The sequence below is a fragment of the Psychrobacter sanguinis genome, assembly GCF_020736705.1.
Lineage (GTDB): Bacteria > Pseudomonadota > Gammaproteobacteria > Pseudomonadales > Moraxellaceae > Psychrobacter > Psychrobacter sanguinis.
The window spans coordinates 1782215-1802101 of record NZ_CP085990.1 but is presented as its reverse complement, the minus strand read 5'-3'; the positions used below and the strand labels follow the sequence as shown (position 1 = coordinate 1802101).

Sequence of the window (19887 nt, the reverse complement as noted above, 5' to 3'; positions counted from 1 at the left end):
CTCTGCACACGACAAAAAAATCATCCCCACCCGATTTTCATAGGTTTAGGGGTTAAAAAGCTAACTAACTGTCGAAATACAGTCTTATCATTGTTAAAAAACACCAAGCGAAGACCTTCGATCAATAAATCCAGGCCAAGCGCAAACAAACTGGCTTGAGGTCGAGCGTTTGACTTTAACTTGCGTTTTAACGGCTTATCTTTGTCTTTATAAATACCGACATGATAAGCCCAACAAAATGCTAAGGCGTTCACTGCGACTAATTTACTGACCCGATCAAGATGGGTTAAGTGGGTATCTTCAAGATTAAAGCCACGCCCCTTTAGACAAGCAAATAAAGTCTCAATTTCCCAACGCTTAGCATAGCTTGTCATCGCATCCACTGTTTCTAGTTGATTGGTTGCCACAATCACTAAATCATAGTCTTTATCACGCTTGGCAAATACTCGAACCAAACAACCATCGACAGTCAGTATTCGCCCATGTCGATATGTTTCTTGATGGCTAACATGGCGAAATAATTCTTTAATCTGTACCAACTTGCCATGATGATTCTTAACTTTACTGTTCTTCTTAATCCGTATGGCAAAGGGTATGTGATTATTGGTGAGCCAGTTAAACCATTTTTCGCCAACAAACTCTCTGTCCGCTACTATCATCTCAAGGTTATCTTTGCCAAATTGTTTGATAAACCGCTCAATAAGTTCACAGCGTTCAAGATGGTTTGTATTACCTCGCTTATCTAGCATTTGCCAGTATAAGGGGATGGCTATCCCTTTATATACCACCCCTAGCATAAAGATGTTGAGGTTACTTTTACCCCATTTCCAGTTGGTACGGTCAATGGTTAAGGTGACTTTGCCTAGCCTAAATAGTCGATATATCATTAAAGCCAGTTGATCGTAGTCTGTCCTCGCTTCGGCAAAAAATCGCTGTAGTCTGCGATAGTGACTGTCGGTTTTACCACCCTTAGGAAGGTGTCTTGCTATTTTTTTAAGATTACTGCTTTGAGCAGTAATCAGGGCTATTATCATTAGGCTCAAACATGTGATTCTTGCCTTGTTCATACTCAGGTTTTGGGTTAAAGTTTCACTAAGTCTGTTAAAGTTTGGCATGGTCTGATTCGTCTTGAAAATTACTATTATGCCTTTGCTTTAACAGACTTTTTTGTTTTTTTGTCGTGTGCAGAGAGTCTATTTATAATAAGCATTTTCGGTACGGGTGTGATCCGTATCATCAACCACTTGAGTTAACTCAGGAATTTGCTGTTTTAACTGAACCTCTACGCCTTGACGCAGGGTCATATCTACTGCAGAACAGCCTTGGCAACCACCACCGAATTTTAACACTGCGGTTAGGCCAACACCCTCTTCTTCGATCAACTCTAACAATTGTACGTCGCCACCATGAGCCGCTAAGCTTGGGTTAATCTCAGATTGAAGAACATAGTTGATACGCTCTTCAACACTTGCATCAGCGCCGACTTTAGGCACTTTTGAGTTAGGCGCACGGAACGTCAATTGTCCACCAAAACGGTCTTTGTTATAGTCAATTACTGCATCTTCTAAGTAAGGCACTGAAGAGGCTTCGATATAAGCAGTAAAGGCTTCAAAAGGCAGCTGCAAATCAGCTTCATCTTCTTCGCCTGGCTGGTTATAAGCCATACAGCATTCAGCTCGAGGGGTTCCCGGATGCTCAACAAAAATGCGTACCCCGATACCTGGCGTTTCTTGCTTCGCCAATAGCTCAGTTAAATAGTCTTGCGCTGAAGGGGTAATAGTAATATTGCTTTTAATGTCAGATTGTTCGATATCAATAGCAGAGACTGGAGCATTATCAGTCATAGGATGACCTCTTTTAGTATTAAGAATTTAATTGTTTTAAAGCTGAATATGAGTCTTTAATGCTTCTATTATGGTGTCGATTGAAAATTAATCAAGGAAAATGGCAATTCATTACTGACAAATTAACAACCCACATTTACTGCCAACAAAAGCAGCTTATATACAAGCTAAATTTTATGATATGACCTATAATACTGCCTAATAAAAATCATTACTTCCTATTGCCGTGCTGATTGCCTTTGGCCGGCTACTCAAAAACATTTTCTTGCCCCTATCCGGCTTTTTATGCCTTCATTATTTCTGGCTTCTGTTGCCTAGTTTTTGAGTATAAAAAGTTGAGAGTTGACTATCATGACCTTAATCAGTGCGGTAATCTCTATTTTTTTACTGATAGCGATAAGCGCTATCGTATCAAGTTCTGAGCTTGCCTTAGCTTCAGCCCGAAAAATCAAATTACAAATTTTAGCCAAAGACGGTGAGGTACGAGCCCTTGACGTCTTAGCCATGCAAGACAATCCCGGTAGCTTTATTACCGTGGTACAAATTTTATTAAATGCCGTCGCTATTTTAGCCGGTGTGATTGGTGAGTCCGCCATTAGTCCCTATTTAGTTGCCTTACTAGGCAATGAGACTTTGGCGTCAGTATTGTCTTTTATCATCGTTACCAGTGTTTTTGTGCTGTTTGCAGATCTGATGCCCAAACGCTTTGCTATGACCTATGCAGAGCCCATTGCCATTCGATTGGTTCGTCCGATGATGATGCTAATCTTCGCTTTCAAACCCATTATTTGGGTATTTGATGGCGCAGCGGATATGTTATTTAAGTTATTGGGAATTGATACCGTACGCCGTGACGACCTAACCTCAGAAGATATTTATGCGGTAATGGATGCGGGTGCGGAAGCAGGCGTATTAAAACATCAAGAGCATCATTTAATTGCCAATATCTTTGAGATGCAAGAGCGTACGGTGACCTCGGTGATGACCACCCGTGAGTACATTGTCTATTTTGATTCCAAAGAAAATCATGATGTCATCGTTGAAACCATGATTCGTGAACCGCATCACAAATTTTTAGTCTGTTTAGACGATGATTTAGAGCAGACCATAGGCTATGTTGAGTCTCGCGCCTTTTTAGCACTAGTGCTTCAAAAAGAACAAGTGCAGTTAACAGACCCTAGTATCTTGCAAACGGTCTTATTTATCCCTGACACGCTCTCATTATTTGATGTGTTAGAAACTTTCAAAACCACGGGAGCTGACTTCGCGGTTATCGTCAATGAGTATGCCTTAGTGGTGGGTGTCATTACCTTAAAAGATGTGATGAGTATCGTCATGGGCGAGTTGGTAACAGTTGATGAACAGCCTATCGTACAGCGTACCGAAAACTCATGGTTGGTAGATGGCATGACCCCTATTGAAGATGTGATTCGCACATTAGGTATCATTAATTTGCCAAACTCGGAGAACTATGAAACCATAAGTGGGTTCATGATGTATAGTTTGCGCAAAATACCCAAAAAGACCGACTCTATCGAACATGCAGGCTTTAAATTCGAAATTCTAGATACTGAAAACCTTAAGGTGAATCAGTTACTAGTAACTAAAGTCATTGAAGAATTACCGCCTCAAACCTAATATCTCAGTCAAAGAATATCAGCAAAGTGATATTTCTTGGCTAAGTGATATTGACGTGGCTAGACGGAACTAATAGTATCAACTGCATAGCGTATCCCTGATGGGCGATAATCTCTTATAGCTAATGGTCTCATGGTTAATAGTCACTTATTGCCAATAAACCTTTAAACCAAGTAGTACCTTCTGTCAGCCAAGTAGTACCCCCTGTAGTTACCTCTACAGATTTAACCGTTTTAAACCGTCATTTTATACCAATAGACTGTCTTGCTTTTTATAGCAAGTCTACCCTTCTCTGCTTTGAGTCACTTAGGCTTAGAGCGGGTGGGCTTTTTTTATTTTAAAGGCCATTTTATAAAAGGCTTTAGCTATTGGTATGTCTATTTCTAAGGTGCTTTGTATGTCTAAACAAATCCCAGAAACCAAAGCTAATTCTTCTGTTGCTTCCTTCTGGACGGCCAGTGATGACCAGCAGCGCACTATGATACTCGGTGTGTTATTGGCTGTCATTTCCAATTTCTTGTTTGGTGCGCTTTATTTTTACAGTAATTTGCTACAACCTTTAACAGGAACTCAAGTATTTATTTGGCGCATGTTGTCGATGTGGGTGGCCTTGATTGGTTTCTTAGTGATCCGTGGACGACTGGGCTACCATTTGAATATTATAGGTCAGTTAAAAACTCCCAAACAATGGGCTTGGCTACTTTTGCCCACACCCATATTTTTTAGCCAGCTGTGGTTGTTTATGTGGGCCCCAGTAAATGGACAAGGCGTACAAGTGGCCATGGGCTATTTCTTGTTTCCGCTGATGATGGTGTTATTTGGTTATTTGTTCTTCGGCGAGCGATTAAGCAAACTACAGTGGTTGGCGGTGGGCTTTGCCATGATCGGCATTGGTATGGAGATTGCGCGCACTCAGAGTGTTTCTTGGGCAACTTTATGGGTCTGTGGTACTTATCCTATTTATTATATTATGCGCCGCCTTCAAGGCATTACTGCCATGACGGGCATGTTGGTAGACTTAACTTTATTTTTACCCATTGCGTTAGCTTATCTATTATTTATCGCACCTGAAAATCTAGCATTCGTTTCCGGCTCAGGATTATATATGCTACTGGTGGCCAGCCTCGGTATTTTGAGTGTGGTGGCGTTAAAGACCAATATTGATGCCAGTCAGATATTGCCAGTCAACGTATTTGGTATGCTTAGCTATCTTGAGCCGGTATTCTTATTTTTCTTGGCCATTACTGTGCTTGGCGATAGCTTTGAGCCAGGAATGCTATACAGCTACGGTCTGATATGGATAGGAATTATGTTTCTTATCGCGCATGGTATCCGCCAAATACGGGCCAATAGAAGAAACAAAAAGCCGTGGATGAAAGGGGCCCGCGTCAGCTAACTGTCTTATTTTTAATCGTATTGCTTTACTGGTATTGCTTTAATCGCATTGCGCACATCTGATAGAGAGCTGGTTAACTGCTTATGGCATATTGATTCAGGCTTATAGCGTATCGTTTACTATATAAATCTATCTGCCAATACAAACTTAGACCTCTACTGACTCAGCTAGAGGTCTTTTTTATATGTCTCAAAGTCACGTTGTTTACGATTTATTTTTTAACGGCTTTTATACGTTTTACCACTGATTAATGATTGTTATTGTGAAGTCTAGTATGTCACTATATGGACCTTTATATTAAAAATACCTGATATTGAGCTGATATCTGTTGATACTAAAAAACATGATATTAAAAAAATGATATTAAAAAATAATCACCACTTACGGGTTCAACTATAGAGTTGAATATTGCTATTGCGGGAGCTTCTACAATGAGTGTGTTACCTGAACAAAGCCCTATCCAATCAGAACAAAATTCTGATAATTTGCCAAATTCAAAAGACAGTCGCTGTTACAAATACTTAGTGTTTATTGGTCGCTTTCAACCTTTTCATATGGGTCACAAAGCTGTGGTGGATGAGGCGTTAAAAAGAGCAGAAAACGTTATTATGCTCATTGGCTCAGCCAATATGCCACGAAGCCTTCGCAATCCATTTACTGTTGAAGATCGTGCTCAAATGATTAAAGGGGCTTATCCCAAGCAAGACGCAGATAGAATTCACTGTGTAGGACTAGATGATGCCCTCTATAACGACACCCGCTGGTTGGAATATGTGCAATCCTCTATCAAAACCGTAACTCAAAGCTTAACCGAAGACATTGCCCTAATCGGTCATTCAAAAGACAGCTCCTCTTATTACCTATCGTTATTCCCTACTTGGGAATCTATTTCAGTTCCTAATTACAAAAACTTGTCAGCCACACCTATTCGTGAAGGCTATCTAATGGGAGCTACGCCCATTGGTGACCGCACGCCTGCCTCGACGCGTGAGGTTATGGAAGCCTTCAAAAAGACTGAGGATTATCAAAACCTGCATGAAGAAGCTTGGTTTGTCGATGATTATAAAAAACAATGGCGTGATACTCCCTATCCACCTACCTTTATGACCGCTGATGCGGTGGTGGTTCAGTCAGGCCATATCTTATTGGTCGAGCGTGGCGGAATGCCGGGTCGCGGCTTATGGGCGCTGCCAGGTGGTTTTGTTGATCAAAAAGAGACCTTACTGGACGCTTGTATTCGTGAATTGTTAGAGGAAACAAAGCTAAATGTTGCTGCCACTGTACTATACGGCTCTATGCACAGTCAGCATACCTTTGATGACCCTTATCGTTCAGCGCGTGGTCGTACCATTACCCAAGCTTTCTATTTTAAACTAAAAAATCATACTGAAGGTCTGCCGAAGGTCAAAGGCAGCGACGATGCTGTTAAAGCTTTCTGGTTACCTCTGGCAGAGCTTGATCCTAAAAAGATATTTGAAGACCATTACGCCATTATCACTAAAATGGTCGGACTATAATCGCCCAAATTTTAAATTTATAGTCACGCCCAGAGAAGGCAAAGGCTTTACGACGCTTACCCATTGCCCTTAGCTTGCTTATTTTAGCTTTCGGTAATTTATATCTTGTGTCAGCGTCGTTTTATCCACAAAAGGAGTTCTGTGATGTACACCAGCAATTTGAGCAACTTAATTCTTAACTCAGACAGCTATAAAACGTCGCACTGGCTACAATATCCGCCAGGTAGTGAGTATATGTCGAGTTATGTAGAAGCTCGAAAAGGCGATTATGATGTGGTCTTCTTCGGCCTACAAGCCTATATTAAAGAATATCTTAGTACCCCCATTACTACCTCTGATATCGATGAGGCTGAACTGGTTATTAAAGCGCATGGCTTACCCTTTAACCGCTCAGGATGGGAGCGTTTGGTAGAAAAACATGGCGGCTATTTACCGATTAGAATTCAAGCCGTCGCTGAAGGCAGTATCGTACCGGTCTCTAATGTGGTGTGTCAGATTATTAATACTGACCCAGAGTTTTATTGGCTACCAAGCTATCTGGAAACCTCGCTACTTCGTGCCATTTGGTATCCTTCTACCGTAGCGAGCTTGTCTCATTATTGCAAAACAGTAATCAAAGCGGGACTAGAGAAGTCAGCCGACAGCAGTGCTGGGCTGCCGTTTAAATTGCACGATTTCGGTGCCCGTGGCGCTTCTAGCTTAGAGTCAGTGGCGTTAGGTAGTTTGGCCCATTTGGTGAACTTCTCAGGAACCGATAGCATGAGTGCCCTGCTCTCTGCCAGCCGTTGGTATGGTATGACCGATGAGATGCCCGCTTTCTCAATTCCTGCTGCTGAGCACAGTACTATGACTGCTTGGGGTCGTGAGCGTGAGAGCCAAGCCTATGCCAATATGCTTTAACAGTTCGGTGGCGAGGGTCATACAGTAGCAGTTGTCTCTGACAGCTATGACCTATGGAATGCCATTGATAATATTTGGGGCGATGAGTTAAAACATCAGGTGGAAACTATGGGAGGTACGTTGGTAGTACGTCCTGATAGTGGCGATCCTGCTAAAGTAGTGCGTGAAGCTTTAGAGCGTCTGTCTGTCAAATTTGGCTACACTGTAAACAGCAAGGGCTATAAAATCCTACCAGACTATGTGCGTCTCATCCAAGGCGATGGTATCAGCCCTCAAAGCTTGGGCAATATCTTAGATACAGTTATGCAGGCTGGATTTAGTGCTGATAACGTTACGTTTGGTATGGGAGGCGGCTTACTGCAACAAGTCACTCGCGATACCATGAGCTGGGCGATGAAGGCCAGTGCCATTCAAATTGACGGTCAATGGAAAGACATCTTTAAAGACCCTATTACTAGCCGTTCTAAACGTTCTAAAAAAGGCCGTCTGGCCTTAGTCAAGAATGACAAGGGGGAAATCAACACTGTCAAAGAAGAGACCTTGAAGGACAGCACAGATAACTTACTGCGTGATGTTTTTGTTGATGGCAAACTATTGATAGAAGATACTTTAACCACGATTCGTCAGCATACCGGCAGCTGGTAAGCTGGGGTTAATCTTTAATAGAGGTCTGTTTTAGTTCACCCTGTTTTACGTAAAGCAGACCATACCTCATATTCTATCTGTTTCAATAAAGAAGCGTCGTCATTAACCATGACGACGCTTCTTTGATGATAAGGGTTTAAAAATCATCCATTTTCAATCCGTCTGTTACTCCGACGACTGTTAATGGTCATCTACTGGTCATTAATAACCTCTGATTCCTGTAGCCTGTTATTTTCAAATGCATTACACTCTTGATAAGGCATTAGATTTATAAGGCATTAGATTTATAAGGCATTAGATTTTATGCCTAAAGATTTTATATAAAGCGTTACTCTGCACACGACAAAAAAAACAAAAAAGTCTGTTAAAGCAAAGGCATAATAGTAATTTTTAAGACGAATCAGACCATGCCAAACTTTAACAGACTTAGTGAAACTTTAACCCAAAACCTGAGTATGAACAAGGCAAGAATCACATGTTTGAGCTTAATGATAATAGCCCTGATTACTGCTCAAAGCAGTAATCTTAAAAAAAATAGCAAGACACATTCCTAAGGGTGGCAAGACCGACAGTCACTATCGCAGACTACAGCGATTTTTTGCCGAAGCGAGGATAGACTATGATCAATTAGCTTTAATGATATATCGACTGTTTGGGCTAGGCAAAGTCACCTTAACCATTGACCGCACCAACTGGAAATGGGGTAAAAGTAACCTCAACATCTTTATGCTAGGGGTGGTATATAAAGGGATAGCCATCCCCTTATACTGGCAAATGCTAGATAAGCGAGGTAATACAAACCATCTTGAACGCTGTGAACTTATTGAGCGGTTTATCAAACAATTTGGCAAAGATAACCTTGAGATGATAGTAGCAGACAGAGAGTTTGTTGGCGAAAAATGGTTTAACTGGCTCACCAATAATCACATACCCTTTGCCATACGGATTAAGAAGAACAGTAAAGTTAAGAATCATCATGGCAAGTTGGTACAGATTAAAGAGTTATTTCGCCATGTTGGCCATCAAGAAACATATCGACATGGGCGAATACTGACTGTCGATGGTTGTTTGGTTCGAGTATTTGCCAAGCGTGATAAAGACTACGGTTTAGTGATTGTGGCAACCAATCAACTAGAAACAGTGGATGCGATGATAAGCTATGGCAAGCGTTGGGAAATTGAGACTTTATTTGCTTGTCTAAAGGGGAGTGGCTTTAATCTTGAAGATACCCACTTAACCCATCTTGATCGGGTCAGTAAATTAGTCGCAGTGAACGCCTTAGCATTTTGTTGGGCTTATCATGTCGGTATTTATAAAGACAAAGATAAGCCGTTAAAACGCAAGTTGAAGTCAAACGCTCGACCTCAAGCCAGTTTGTTTGCGCTTGGTCTGGATTTATTGATTGAAGGTCTTCGTTTGGTGTTTTTTAACAATGATAAGACTGTCTTTCGACAGTTAGTTAGCTTTTTAACCCCTAAACCTATGAAAATCCGGTGGGGATGATTTTTTTGTCGTGTGCAGAGAAAGCGTTATTAAAAATAGAGCTTTTGGAAAACCCACACTCATACGCACAAAAAGACAAGCAGATTAGCCATGATTCCTTTACAACCAAAGCACCTAGCTCTCGTCCCCGTTTATATCTATCAAGGTTTAAAATTAAAAAAAACCGCTCTAAGACTGCCTGAAGCGCAAGGTGAACGCAGTGGTCATATACAGCTTATAAATAATAATAATGAGACCAAAGAAAAAAACAAAGAAATTCTAAACTTAATGCTGGTTGGTGACTCTTCAGCTGCCGGTGTGGGGGTTAGCTCACAGCATCAAGCACTCGCCGGCCAATTAATTGAGCAGCTACAGCTTCTGCCCAAAATACAACAAGACTTTTCTGAATTAAATTGGTCGTTACATGCCACATCAGGGCATACCAGCTTCGATACGTTACGTCGATTGTACGTTATCGCAAAGCCTCAAAATCCGGTAGATGTGATGATTGTCATGCTCGGTGTCAATGACACAACCACCAATGTCTCACCTGCAAAATGGCAAGCACAGTTATGTGAAATCATTAATCTAAGTAGACGTAAGTTTGGTGCCAAATATATTCTTTTCCCCTGCTTACCGCCCATGCAAAACATGCCGGCTATACCCCGACCGTTAAATAAACTAATGGGACAAAAAACACAGGTTATGAATGATAAGTTACTAGAAGTTTGCGAGCAATATGATGACGTTTTAGCAGTGCCAATCGATTTTAGGGAAACTGGCTTAAGCGCCACGCAGTTGTTTGCTGAAGACGGCTTTCATCCCAGTGCTGTTACCTACTCATTTTGGGCAGCACATCTGGCGAAAACCATTAGTGAGTTAGTCTAGGGCTAGTTCGAACAGACCTAGAGCTAAAAAGAAAAGTAACTCTGCACGTCAGTAATGCCCGTAACGCTAAAGTTAGATTACGGTCATTACTGAGTATCAAATCATTAACCATTAATGTACTAGAGCAGACCTTTGCGGCGCATTTGTCGATATACCACAATAATCACAATAATATTTAGGATTAATACCCCAAGCTTGATCCAGTCAAAGGGACGCACAATCAGGTAATACAGCTCAAGTGGAACAAAAATCCCATAGCCAAGTACACTGTACCAATAGGCCCAAGTTTTATCCTTTGACAATCCATACGCTTCAAGAAATCTTAACGCCGCATAGCCCAAAATTAATAAGGTGAACAAAGGCCAGTTCTGTGAAGCTTGCAGTGCTGATCGAGTCAGTGCACCGACTTGGACACTGAATAATTCACCAAAATGCTTTATCCATGCGCTATTTGCCGACTGTATTAACAGCGGTACTTCTTTGTGCCAGGCCCATAAAGCAAGGGCAGTTATCACTGCCCCAACCCCTTTAATTACTTCGTATAAAGTAACTGCTTTAATTGAACCACTAATTTGATAGGGTTCAGTCAAAATAAGTCTCCACCACTTTACCTTGCAACGTATGGTTTAAGAAAGGTGTGTTTTTACCTTTCGAAAGCATCGTGTCTCTTGTCACCTGCCACTGCTGATTTGGATCTACCAATACCGCACCGCCGATCTGCTTGTATTGGGTTTCAATTCCCGCAATACGCGCTGGGGCTAAGCATATTTTCTCAACCAACTCCTCTGGGGTTAATACGTCATCACGTACCAGCTTACAAGCGAGTGCCATAAAGGTATCGAAGTTTGAAATGCCTGGGGTGGACTCCGCAAAAGGTGCTTGCTTAGCGGTATCATTTAAAGGCTCATGATGACTACAAATAGCATCAATCGTCCCATCTTTTAGACCTTTAATCAGTGCTTTTTGATCGGTATTACTGCGCAGTGGTGGAATCACATAAGCTTGGGCATTAAAGCCCTCTAAGTTGTCATCGGTCAGGTGCAACTGATGCATAGCCACATCACAGGTAACAGGCAGGCCTTGCGACTTCGCCCAGCGCATTAGTCCAATAGAAGACTTACAAGTGAGTTGGCTAAAATGGGCAGCAATTCCTGTTTCTTCTACCATCAATAATTGAGTAGACAGCGCTACAGTTTCCGCTAACCAAGGGATGCCTTGTAAGCCATGAAATGAGGCAATGTAACCCTCGTGAGCTACCCCACCTGCTGATAAACTAGGCTCATTAGGATAGAAAAATACTTTTAAGCCAAAGGTAGCGGCGTATTCTAAGGTACGTAACAAGACTAGGTCGTTTGCAAAAGGACGACCCGCATTGGTCACTGCAATACAGCCGCCTTTTTTAAGGCCTGCAACGTTAGCAGGACGTTCGCCCTTTAGCTCAGCGGTTAATGCCCCTAGGATATGTAAATAGATACCGCCATCCTGTTTGGCTCGCTCACGCAGACCTTTTAATAAAGAACCATTTTCTAAAATTGGGTTGGTATCAGGCGGGGTCACCACATGCAAAAAGCCATTGGCGCGCGCCGCATGACCTTCCGACTGTAAGGTTCCGTGTTGTTGTAGGCCAGGCTCGCGTAATCGGGCACATAAATCGACCAAAGGTGGAAGTAACCAATGGTCTTTTTTGGGTTCGATATGGGGCTGAGTAAAATCTTTAGGTAGAAGGTTAAGCATGACAAATCCAGTTAATTTTTTAGAGTATAAGAGATAAAAGTCAGTCTATTAGCGATAAACAAAGTAAGCAGCGGTCTCTAATTACAGAAGACCATGTAAGGCTTGATACTCACGCTGTCCCTGCATCGCCATAGACAACACCGCCATACGAATCGCAATGCCATTATTGACCTGCTTTAAAATCACTGATTGCGGACCATCAGCCACGCTTGAAGCAATCTCTACGCCGCGGTTCATCGGCCCTGGATGCATTACTATCGCGTCAGGTTTCGCTTTGGCGACACGCTCTGGGGTAATACCATACTTCTTAAAATACTCACCTGAAGCGGCCATTAACGGAGAGCCTATACGTTCATTTTGAATACGCAGCCCCATCAAGACATCACAGTCCACCACGCCTTCATCAATATTCTCATATACCTCAACGCCATAACGCTCAATACCCTTAGGTAATAAGGTACGAGGTGCAATTACCCGTATTTCCTTCACCCCCAAGATTTTCAAAGCTGCAATATCAGAGCGCGCCACACGAGAGTGCTTAATGTCACCAATGATAGCCACAGTTAATTCTTCAAAAGGACGTGGGGCTTCACGATGGATGGTGAGCATATCTAACATACCCTGAGTAGGATGAGCATGCCAACCATCACCACCATTAATAATGGCAATTTCAGGCGTCACTTCGGTGGCCATAAAATGTGCCGCACCCGATGCTGAATGACGGACGACGAAAATATCCGCCGTCATGGCTTGTAGATTCCATAAGGTATCGCGCAGACTCTCACCCTTTTGGGTACTAGAACGAGCAATATCGATATTTAACACGTTGGCACCCAAACGTTTTTCTGCCACCTCAAAGGTGGTACGAGTACGGGTAGACGGCTCAAAGAATAAGTTCATTACCGTACAGCCTTCAAGCTCAGGGCTATTAATCAGCTGCCCATTGGCATCAAAAAAGCTTTCTGCTTTGGCGATGATGGCTTTTAATTGCTCACGGCTTAAACCTTCAATACCCAAAAAATGACGAATGTGACCGTCTTCATTTAACTGGGGTTTACTCAATGAGGCATTAAGTCTTGCCGTGGTTGAGTCAAAAATATCAGATTGGGCTGACTGTTCTTGGGCTACAGTCTCAGGGTTCTGTGTTGAGTCAGTCATGGCAGTTACCAGTATCCTTTATGAGCAGGTGTGTGATGGGTTGAGTCGATATCAATGTAATCGCTTTGTTTAATATGTGGCCAGTAGTCAATGGTACCCTTAACTACTGGTGCCTTTAGCAGCAACTGTCTTTGATATTTAGTACTTTATGTAGCTTATATAACTTATATAGCTTATAACGTTTTAATGTTAAATATGTGGGCTATTATAGTTAACTTACACAAGAAATATTGCATGGTTTTTGCTACACTTTGCGCAGATAAATTCACCTCTATAGTCAGTCAACACTATAAAAGAGAATTAAAATCACTTTAAAAGGTTCAATAGCGGTAGGTAGCAATAAAATTTCGTATAGTTTAGCTGATTTGCCGTCTTTCAAAAAGTAACCGTATAAACATTCTCGTACTAAATTTATATAAACACCTTAGTTATTTGATACACAATACGTTATTACCTGACCTATTTATTAAAGTTTATTAAAGGAATCCGAAATGACCACGCTTAATGACTATTTTCAAAGCCACCTAAATACGGCATCTACTGACAACCACAGTCAAAAATCAGCCGTCATCGATGTTATCAATACAATTACCACGGTTGGGAAAGAGATTACAGAGCTTCTTCGTAAAGGGGCATTGGCAGATATTCATGGGGAAGCAGGGGCTGAAAACGTACAGGGCGAGCAACAGAAGAAGCTTGACGTTATCGCTAATGACTTATTATTGAATGCTCTAACCACCAACAAACATTGTGCCGGTGTGGCTAGTGAAGAGCTTGATGATGCTACTGCCGCTAATGAAGCAGGCGAGCTTTTGGTATTATTTGACCCCTTAGATGGCTCATCGAACATTGATATTAATATGCCAACCGGTACTATTTTCTCGATCTTGCCTTATAACAACAAAGGTCAAACTGTACAAAACTCAGATTTCCTACAAAAAGGCACTGAGCAATTGGCAGCAGGTTATCTGTTATATGGCTCTTCTGCTATGTTGGCTTTTACTTTCTCTGACGCTTTAGACAGTGACAATGATGGCGTGGTAATGTTCAGCTTAAACCCAACGAGTGGCGAATTTGAGTTGGTTAAAAAGAACATTGCCATTGATGAAGATACCAAAGAATATGCAATTAATGCGTCAAATTATCGTCACTGGCTACCCCCTATGCAGCAGTACATTGACGAATTATTAGCTGGCACTACCGGTTCTCGCGGTAAAAACTTTAATACTCGCTGGGTAGCAGCCATGGTGGGTGATGTGCATCGTATTTTATGCCGCGGTGGTATCTTTATTTATCCAAAAGACACCAAAGATCCTAGTAAAGCCGGTAAACTGCGCCTGATGTATGAAGCCAACCCTATGAGTCTGCTTATTGAGCGTGCGGGTGGTGCTTCAACAGATGCAGTAAATCGCATTATGGACTATGAGCCTACTGACATTCACCAACGTGTTGCGGTGGTATTAGGGGCTAAAAACGAAGTATTACAGGTTCAACAATTGCACAAGCAATAAATATCGACGTAGCGAGTTAATCAAAATAGAACGTCACGAAATAAGGCCTTACTATTCAGTAAGGCCTTTTTCATATTTAACAATTCAATTTTAGCAAGGGTGTGATACCCTACTCAGCATAGCCCTTACTATTGCCTTTACTTTCCTATAATCTCTATTAGTTCTTAAATTTCTATGCTTGTTTAAGCAAGTATTTTTGCTTCAAGCATTTGCTGATACTGTGACAGTAATAAATAAGTAAGGTGTCTGCTTTCCATTTAATTTTAAAGAGCCATCAATGACCGACATTATTACCAATAAATACTCAAATAACCCAGTAATTACCTCGGATAAAAACCCGACCGCTAAGCTGGCAAAAGCGTTACTGACTCAATCACGTCAACGTAAAAAGGCGGGTCAGACCGTTCTTGAAGGCGTGCATCTGATTGAAGCTGCCCTACAAGCCAATCACATACCAGAGCAAATCATTATTTCTTATAGCGGTTTGTCACACCCTGACGTGCAACAACTTCTAGCATCATTGAGCGGTTATAACTTAGACAATAAGCTTACCGTAGTGAGTGACAGTGTTTATCAGAGCATTACTACGTTAGGTAATGGTGTTGAAATTATGGCCATCGTTAATGTGCCACAGCACAATCTTCATACTCTAAAGTCACCGATTACCACTGACTGCTTAATCTTAAATGATGTACAAGACAATGGAAATGTGGGTACTTTACTGAGAACTGCGGCCGCAGTGGGTATTAAGAACATTATCTGCACTAAAGGCAGCGCTCAGGCTTGGTCACCAAAGACCATGCGTGCTGGTATGGGGGCTCAATTCGGGCTAACTATTTATGAAGGCATTGAGGCGGATGAAGTACTTAGCTACCTAAGACTACCTGTTTACGCTACTAGCTCACATACTGATAATATCATTTACAAACAAAATTTAAATCGTCCAGTTGCTTGGGTAATGGGTCACGAAGGACAGGGCGTGTGCGAAGCGATCATGAAAGAGGCTACCCCAGTGGCGCTGCCACAGCCTAATGGCCAAGAAAGCTTAAATGTGGCCATTGCTGGCGCTTTATGCATGTATGAGACACTACGCCAAAGAGATTATGCTAACTAATTAATCACCGTCTCTTATCTTTGTAAAAAGGGAGGTCTAATAAGTAGATCTCCCTTTTTTATTGATTTTTTATTTTTGGTTATTAAATATAATTGCTTATATTTTTTAGAAACAAACAAGCTCATAAAAAAAGACCGTCTCTTTCGAGACGGTCTTTTTAGCATACTGCTTTACTACGTTTTAACTAATATGAGTTATTAGTCTTTAACGTTAGCAACAACACCAGCACCTACAGTACGGCCACCTTCGCGAATCGCGAAACGTAAACCTTTGTCCATAGCGATTGGGTGGATTAGCTCTACGCTCATCTCAACGTTATCGCCTGGCATTACCATTTCAGTACCGTCTTGTAATTGGATTGCACCAGTTACGTCAGTAGTACGGAAGTAGAACTGTGGACGATAGCCGTTTAGGAATGGCGTGTGACGACCACCCTCTTCTTTTGACAGTACGTATACTTCGGCGTCAAATTTAGTGTGAGGAGTGATTGAACCTGGCTTAGCTAGTACTTGGCCACGTTGTACGTCTTCACGTTTAGTACCACGTAGTAGTACACCACAGTTCTCACCAGCACGACCTTCGTCTAGTAACTTACGGAACATCTCGATACCAGTACAAGTTGTTTTAACGGTGTCTTTGATACCAACGATTTCGATCTCGTCACCAACTTTAACGATACCAGACTCAACACGGCCAGTTACTACAGTACCACGACCTGAGATTGAGAATACGTCTTCGATAGGCATTAGGAATGGCTTATCGATGTCACGCTCTGGCTCTGGAATGTACGTGTCTAGAGTTTGTAGTAATTCGATTACTGCTGGCTCACCGTATTTACCATCTTTACCGTTTAGCGCTTCTAGTGCTGAACCTTTGATGATTGGTGTGTCATCACCTGGGAAGTCGTAGTCTGAAAGTAATTCACGTACTTCCATTTCTACTAATTCTAGTAACTCTTCGTCATCTACCATGTCACATTTGTTCATGAATACCATGATGTATGGTACACCAACCTGACGTGATAACAAGATGTGCTCACGAGTTTGTGGCATTGGGCCGTCAGTAGCTGATACTACTAGGATAGCGCCGTCCATCTGTGCCGCACCAGTGATCATGTTTTTAACATAGTCAGCGTGACCTGGGCAGTCTACGTGTGCGTAGTGACGTGCTTCAGTGTCATACTCAATGTGTGAAGTGTTAATAGTAATACCACGTGCTTTTTCTTCAGGTGCTGAGTCAATTGCAGCATAGTCTTTGGCTTCGCCACCAAAAGTTTTTGCAGCAACAGTTGCGATAGCAGCTGTTAGAGTAGTTTTACCGTGGTCAACGTGACCGATTGTACCAACGTTAACGTGTGGCTTGTTGCGTTCAAACTTGGCCTTTGCCATGAGTGTATCCTCTTATTAATTCTAAATTCAATTAAGACAGACAATAGATAACAGTTATAACCAACACTTATTAATCTTTAGTCCATCTGATAACAATATTCTTAAAAATAATGATTCTTGAAAATGATGATCAAGTCAGTCGCAAATGATATAAGAAAACAGCAGTAAATGACAAGCCTTTGATACGTAATTGGTTAGAAATTCATCAACTACTTACAATCTATTCCTTATAGGAATAACCTAAACTTGTCTTTTACTGTGTCTTCAAAGGGCGTCTAATTTTTAGATACCCTTCTCACTTATCCCATTTAAACTTTATAACTCGATACTACTCTTCGTCGTCATCTTTGCCAGAGAATTTCTTCATGATCTCTTCGGCAACAGATTTAGGTGTTTCAGCATACTTTTGGAATTCCATAGAGTATGTTGCACGACCTTGCGACTGTGAACGTAAGTTAGTTGCGTAACCAAACATCTCAGCTAATGGTACTTCAGCACGGATCTGCTTAGTGCCGCCAGGTAGATCATCCATACCTTGAACCATACCACGACGACGGTTTAAGTCACCCATGATATCACCCATGTATTCTTCTGGTGTTTCAACTTCAACTTTCATCAATGGCTCAAGCAATACTGGGTTAGCATTCATGAAACCTTTCTTGAATGCGATAGAACCTGCCATTTTGAATGATAATTCATCAGAGTCAACATCATGGTAAGAACCATCGTATAAAATCGCTTTAACACCAACGATTGGGTAACCTGCAAGGATACCGTTCTTCATACGTTCCTGAATACCTTTATCAACCGCACTATGGTATTCTTTTGGTACAACACCACCAACGATTTGCTCTTCGAATTGGTAATCAACACCAGAGTCTAAATCAATAGGCTCAAGTTTCAACCAAACGTGACCGAACTTACCACGACCACCAGTCTGACGAACAAATTTACCTTCTTGTTCAACTGTGCCACGGATAGTTTCACGGTAAGCAACCTGTGGAGCACCGATGTTTGCTTCTACTTTAAATTCACGCTTCATACGATCAACAAGAATTTCTAAGTGAAGCTCACCCATACCACTGATGATGGTCTGACCTGATTCTTCGTCAGTATGTACACGGAATGATGGATCTTCTTTAGCCAAACGACCTAGAGCAATTGACATTTTTTCTTGGTCAGCTTTGGTCTTAGGCTCAACTGCTAAGCTAATTACTGGCTCTGGGAATTCCATACGCTCTAGAGTGATAACTTCTTTTTCATCACATAAAGTATCACCAGTACCTACGTCTTTCATACCCACTAGAGCAGCGATATCACCAGCACGAATTTCTTCAAGCTCTTGCTGTGAATCAGCATGCATCTGTACGATACGACCGATACGCTCACGCTTCATTTTAACTGGGTTATAAACGCTTTCGCCTTGTTTGATAACACCTGAATAAACACGTACGAAGGTTAAGTTACCAACGAATTTATCGTTCATGATTTTGAACGCTAGTGCCGCAAATGGTGCTTCATCAGACGCTTCGCGAGTACCTTCAGTTTCGTCTTTGTCATCAAGAATACCTTTAATAGCAGGTACATCTTGTGGCGCTGGCATATACTCAATTACCGCATCCAACATCTTTTGTACGCCTTTGTTTTTGAAGGCAGTACCACAGTACATTGGGATAATTTCGTTATTGATAGTACGCTGACGGATAGCTGCATGAATTTCTTTATCAGTTAGCTCTTCGCCTTCTAAATATTTATTCATTAACTCTTCATTAGCTTCAGCAGCTACTTCAAGTAGCTCACTGCGATATTCTTCAGCTTTGTCTTGAAGCTCAGCTGGAATTTCACGCTCTTCAAACTTCATACCTAGAGATTCAGTATCCCAGTAAATAGCTTTCATCGTGATTAAGTCAATAACGCCTTCGAAGTCATCTTCTTTACCAATTGGGATAACCATAGCTACTGGGTTACCACCTAGGCGAGTTTTAACTTGTTCTTTAACACGGTAGAAATCAGCACCAACACGGTCCATTTTGTTAACGAACGCTAAGCGAGGTACATGATATTTGTTAGCTTGACGCCATACAGTCTCAGACTGAGGCTGTACACCACCAACCGCACAATAAACCATACATGCGCCATCAAGTACACGCATTGAACGTTCTACTTCAATCGTGAAGTCAACGTGGCCTGGGGTGTCAATGATGTTGATACGGTGCTCTGGGAATTGATGAGCCATACCAGACCAGAAACAAGTAGTCGCAGCTGAGGTAATAGTAATACCACGCTCTTGCTCTTGTTCCATCCAGTCCATAGTGGCGCCACCATCGTGAGTCTCACCAATCTTATGGTTAACACCAGTATAGAATAAGATGCGTTCAGTCGTGGTTGTTTTACCAGCATCAATGTGTGCTGAAATACCAATATTGCGATATCGGTTTAGGGGGGTTGCACGTGCCATAATTTTTTCCTAATGGAATGTCTTTATAATTTATTTCGTTTTAGTAGTTTGAGATAGGCAGGAAGCTAGAGTAGCTTCAAAAGATGACATTTATATGATACTTAAGCGGATTCATTGTCGACAGAGTCTCAATCTTAGTATCCATTGACGAGTCATCGGTTAGCTAGAATAGCACTGTCTGTATTTTAGGCAGTTGTCCCAACTCACCATTACT

Annotated in this window: 14 protein-coding genes and 1 pseudogene; 8 read left to right on the top strand and 7 right to left on the bottom strand. The window is 41.7% G+C overall.

What is annotated here, in order from left to right:
• Nucleotides 1-20: 20 nt before the first annotated feature.
• The gene (locus LK453_RS07700) at nucleotides 21-1034 is read right to left on the bottom strand and encodes an IS4 family transposase (protein WP_227945131.1); all 1014 of its coding nucleotides are present in this window, start codon (nucleotides 1032-1034) and stop codon (nucleotides 21-23) included.
• Nucleotides 1035-1193: 159 nt separating this feature from the next.
• Complete coding sequence (nfuA, locus tag LK453_RS07695; protein ID WP_007395507.1) at nucleotides 1194-1844, bottom strand: Fe-S biogenesis protein NfuA; 651 nt, start codon at nucleotides 1842-1844, stop codon at nucleotides 1194-1196.
• Nucleotides 1845-2195: 351 nt separating this feature from the next.
• Between nfuA and LK453_RS07690 the strand changes: the two genes are divergently transcribed.
• From LK453_RS07690 to LK453_RS07665, 6 genes and pseudogenes are all read left to right on the top strand, one after another.
• Entirely contained in the window at nucleotides 2196-3482 is a 1287-nt protein-coding gene (locus LK453_RS07690) for a polyamine export protein PaeA (RefSeq protein ID WP_044298364.1), read from the top strand.
• A gap of 397 nt (nucleotides 3483-3879) precedes the next feature.
• Nucleotides 3880-4878 (top strand): EamA family transporter RarD, encoded by a 999-nt coding sequence (rarD, locus tag LK453_RS07685; protein WP_007395510.1) that lies wholly within the window; start codon nucleotides 3880-3882, stop codon nucleotides 4876-4878.
• Between the two features lie 431 nt (nucleotides 4879-5309).
• Entirely contained in the window at nucleotides 5310-6395 is a 1086-nt protein-coding gene (locus LK453_RS07680; RefSeq protein ID WP_201534685.1) for a bifunctional nicotinamide-nucleotide adenylyltransferase/Nudix hydroxylase, read from the top strand.
• 144 nt (nucleotides 6396-6539) lie between these two features.
• Nucleotides 6540-7940, top strand: a pseudogene (locus LK453_RS07675) (nicotinate phosphoribosyltransferase).
• Nucleotides 7941-8447: 507 nt separating this feature from the next.
• Nucleotides 8448-9443, top strand: a complete 996-nt coding sequence (locus LK453_RS07670) for an IS4 family transposase (RefSeq protein ID WP_265335061.1) — start codon at nucleotides 8448-8450, stop codon at nucleotides 9441-9443.
• 90 nt (nucleotides 9444-9533) lie between these two features.
• Nucleotides 9534-10310, top strand: coding sequence for an SGNH/GDSL hydrolase family protein (locus LK453_RS07665; protein WP_007395514.1), 777 nt, complete (start codon nucleotides 9534-9536; stop codon nucleotides 10308-10310).
• Between the two features lie 119 nt (nucleotides 10311-10429).
• Here LK453_RS07665 and LK453_RS07660 read toward each other — a convergent pair whose 3' ends face one another.
• The 3 genes from LK453_RS07660 to LK453_RS07650 form a co-directional block, all read right to left on the bottom strand.
• Nucleotides 10430-10900, bottom strand: a complete 471-nt coding sequence (locus LK453_RS07660; protein WP_007395515.1) for a DUF2127 domain-containing protein — start codon at nucleotides 10898-10900, stop codon at nucleotides 10430-10432.
• A complete protein-coding gene (locus LK453_RS07655; RefSeq protein ID WP_007395516.1) occupies nucleotides 10893-12044 on the bottom strand; it encodes a dihydroorotase in 1152 nt (383 codons plus the stop codon). Before LK453_RS07655 ends, LK453_RS07660 begins: the two co-directional genes overlap by 8 nt.
• 81 nt (nucleotides 12045-12125) lie before the next feature.
• Nucleotides 12126-13202 (bottom strand): aspartate carbamoyltransferase catalytic subunit, encoded by a 1077-nt coding sequence (locus LK453_RS07650; RefSeq protein WP_201528024.1) that lies wholly within the window; start codon nucleotides 13200-13202, stop codon nucleotides 12126-12128.
• Between the two features lie 491 nt (nucleotides 13203-13693).
• Here LK453_RS07650 and LK453_RS07645 point away from each other — a divergent pair, with 491 nt between their 5' ends.
• A complete protein-coding gene (locus LK453_RS07645) occupies nucleotides 13694-14713 on the top strand; it encodes a class 1 fructose-bisphosphatase (RefSeq protein WP_007395519.1) in 1020 nt (339 codons plus the stop codon).
• A 277-nt stretch (nucleotides 14714-14990) separates the two neighbouring features.
• Nucleotides 14991-15827: a TrmH family RNA methyltransferase gene (locus LK453_RS07640; RefSeq protein ID WP_007395520.1), complete on the top strand. Its 837-nt coding sequence runs from the start codon at nucleotides 14991-14993 to the stop codon at nucleotides 15825-15827.
• Between the two features lie 197 nt (nucleotides 15828-16024).
• On the opposite strand, the gene tuf is transcribed toward LK453_RS07640, so the two are convergent.
• Nucleotides 16025-17215, bottom strand: coding sequence for an elongation factor Tu (gene tuf, locus LK453_RS07635; RefSeq protein WP_007395991.1), 1191 nt, complete (start codon nucleotides 17213-17215; stop codon nucleotides 16025-16027).
• Between the two features lie 328 nt (nucleotides 17216-17543).
• Nucleotides 17544-19673 carry an elongation factor G gene (fusA, locus tag LK453_RS07630; protein ID WP_007395521.1) on the bottom strand — a complete coding sequence of 710 codons (2130 nt, stop codon included), beginning with the start codon at nucleotides 19671-19673 and terminating at the stop codon, nucleotides 17544-17546.
• Nucleotides 19674-19887 lie beyond the last annotated feature (214 nt).

What these genes read in the sequence shown, in the direction of transcription:
- LK453_RS07680 (WP_201534685.1), top strand. Translation starts at nt 5,310, where the DNA reads ATGAGTGTGTTACCTGAACAAAGCCCTATCCAATCAGAACAAAATTCT.
- fusA (WP_007395521.1), bottom strand. Translation starts at nt 19,673, where the DNA reads ATGGCACGTGCAACCCCCCTAAACCGATATCGCAATATTGGTATTTCA.
- LK453_RS07650 (WP_201528024.1), bottom strand. Translation starts at nt 13,202, where the DNA reads ATGACTGACTCAACACAGAACCCTGAGACTGTAGCCCAAGAACAGTCA.
- rarD (WP_007395510.1), top strand. Translation starts at nt 3,880, where the DNA reads ATGTCTAAACAAATCCCAGAAACCAAAGCTAATTCTTCTGTTGCTTCC.
- LK453_RS07690 (WP_044298364.1), top strand. Translation starts at nt 2,196, where the DNA reads ATGACCTTAATCAGTGCGGTAATCTCTATTTTTTTACTGATAGCGATA.
- LK453_RS07655 (WP_007395516.1), bottom strand. Translation starts at nt 12,044, where the DNA reads ATGCTTAACCTTCTACCTAAAGATTTTACTCAGCCCCATATCGAACCC.
- tuf (WP_007395991.1), bottom strand. Translation starts at nt 17,215, where the DNA reads ATGGCAAAGGCCAAGTTTGAACGCAACAAGCCACACGTTAACGTTGGT.
- LK453_RS07645 (WP_007395519.1), top strand. Translation starts at nt 13,694, where the DNA reads ATGACCACGCTTAATGACTATTTTCAAAGCCACCTAAATACGGCATCT.
- nfuA (WP_007395507.1), bottom strand. Translation starts at nt 1,844, where the DNA reads ATGACTGATAATGCTCCAGTCTCTGCTATTGATATCGAACAATCTGAC.
- LK453_RS07640 (WP_007395520.1), top strand. Translation starts at nt 14,991, where the DNA reads ATGACCGACATTATTACCAATAAATACTCAAATAACCCAGTAATTACC.
- LK453_RS07700 (WP_227945131.1), bottom strand. Translation starts at nt 1,034, where the DNA reads ATGATAATAGCCCTGATTACTGCTCAAAGCAGTAATCTTAAAAAAATA.
- LK453_RS07665 (WP_007395514.1), top strand. Translation starts at nt 9,534, where the DNA reads ATGATTCCTTTACAACCAAAGCACCTAGCTCTCGTCCCCGTTTATATC.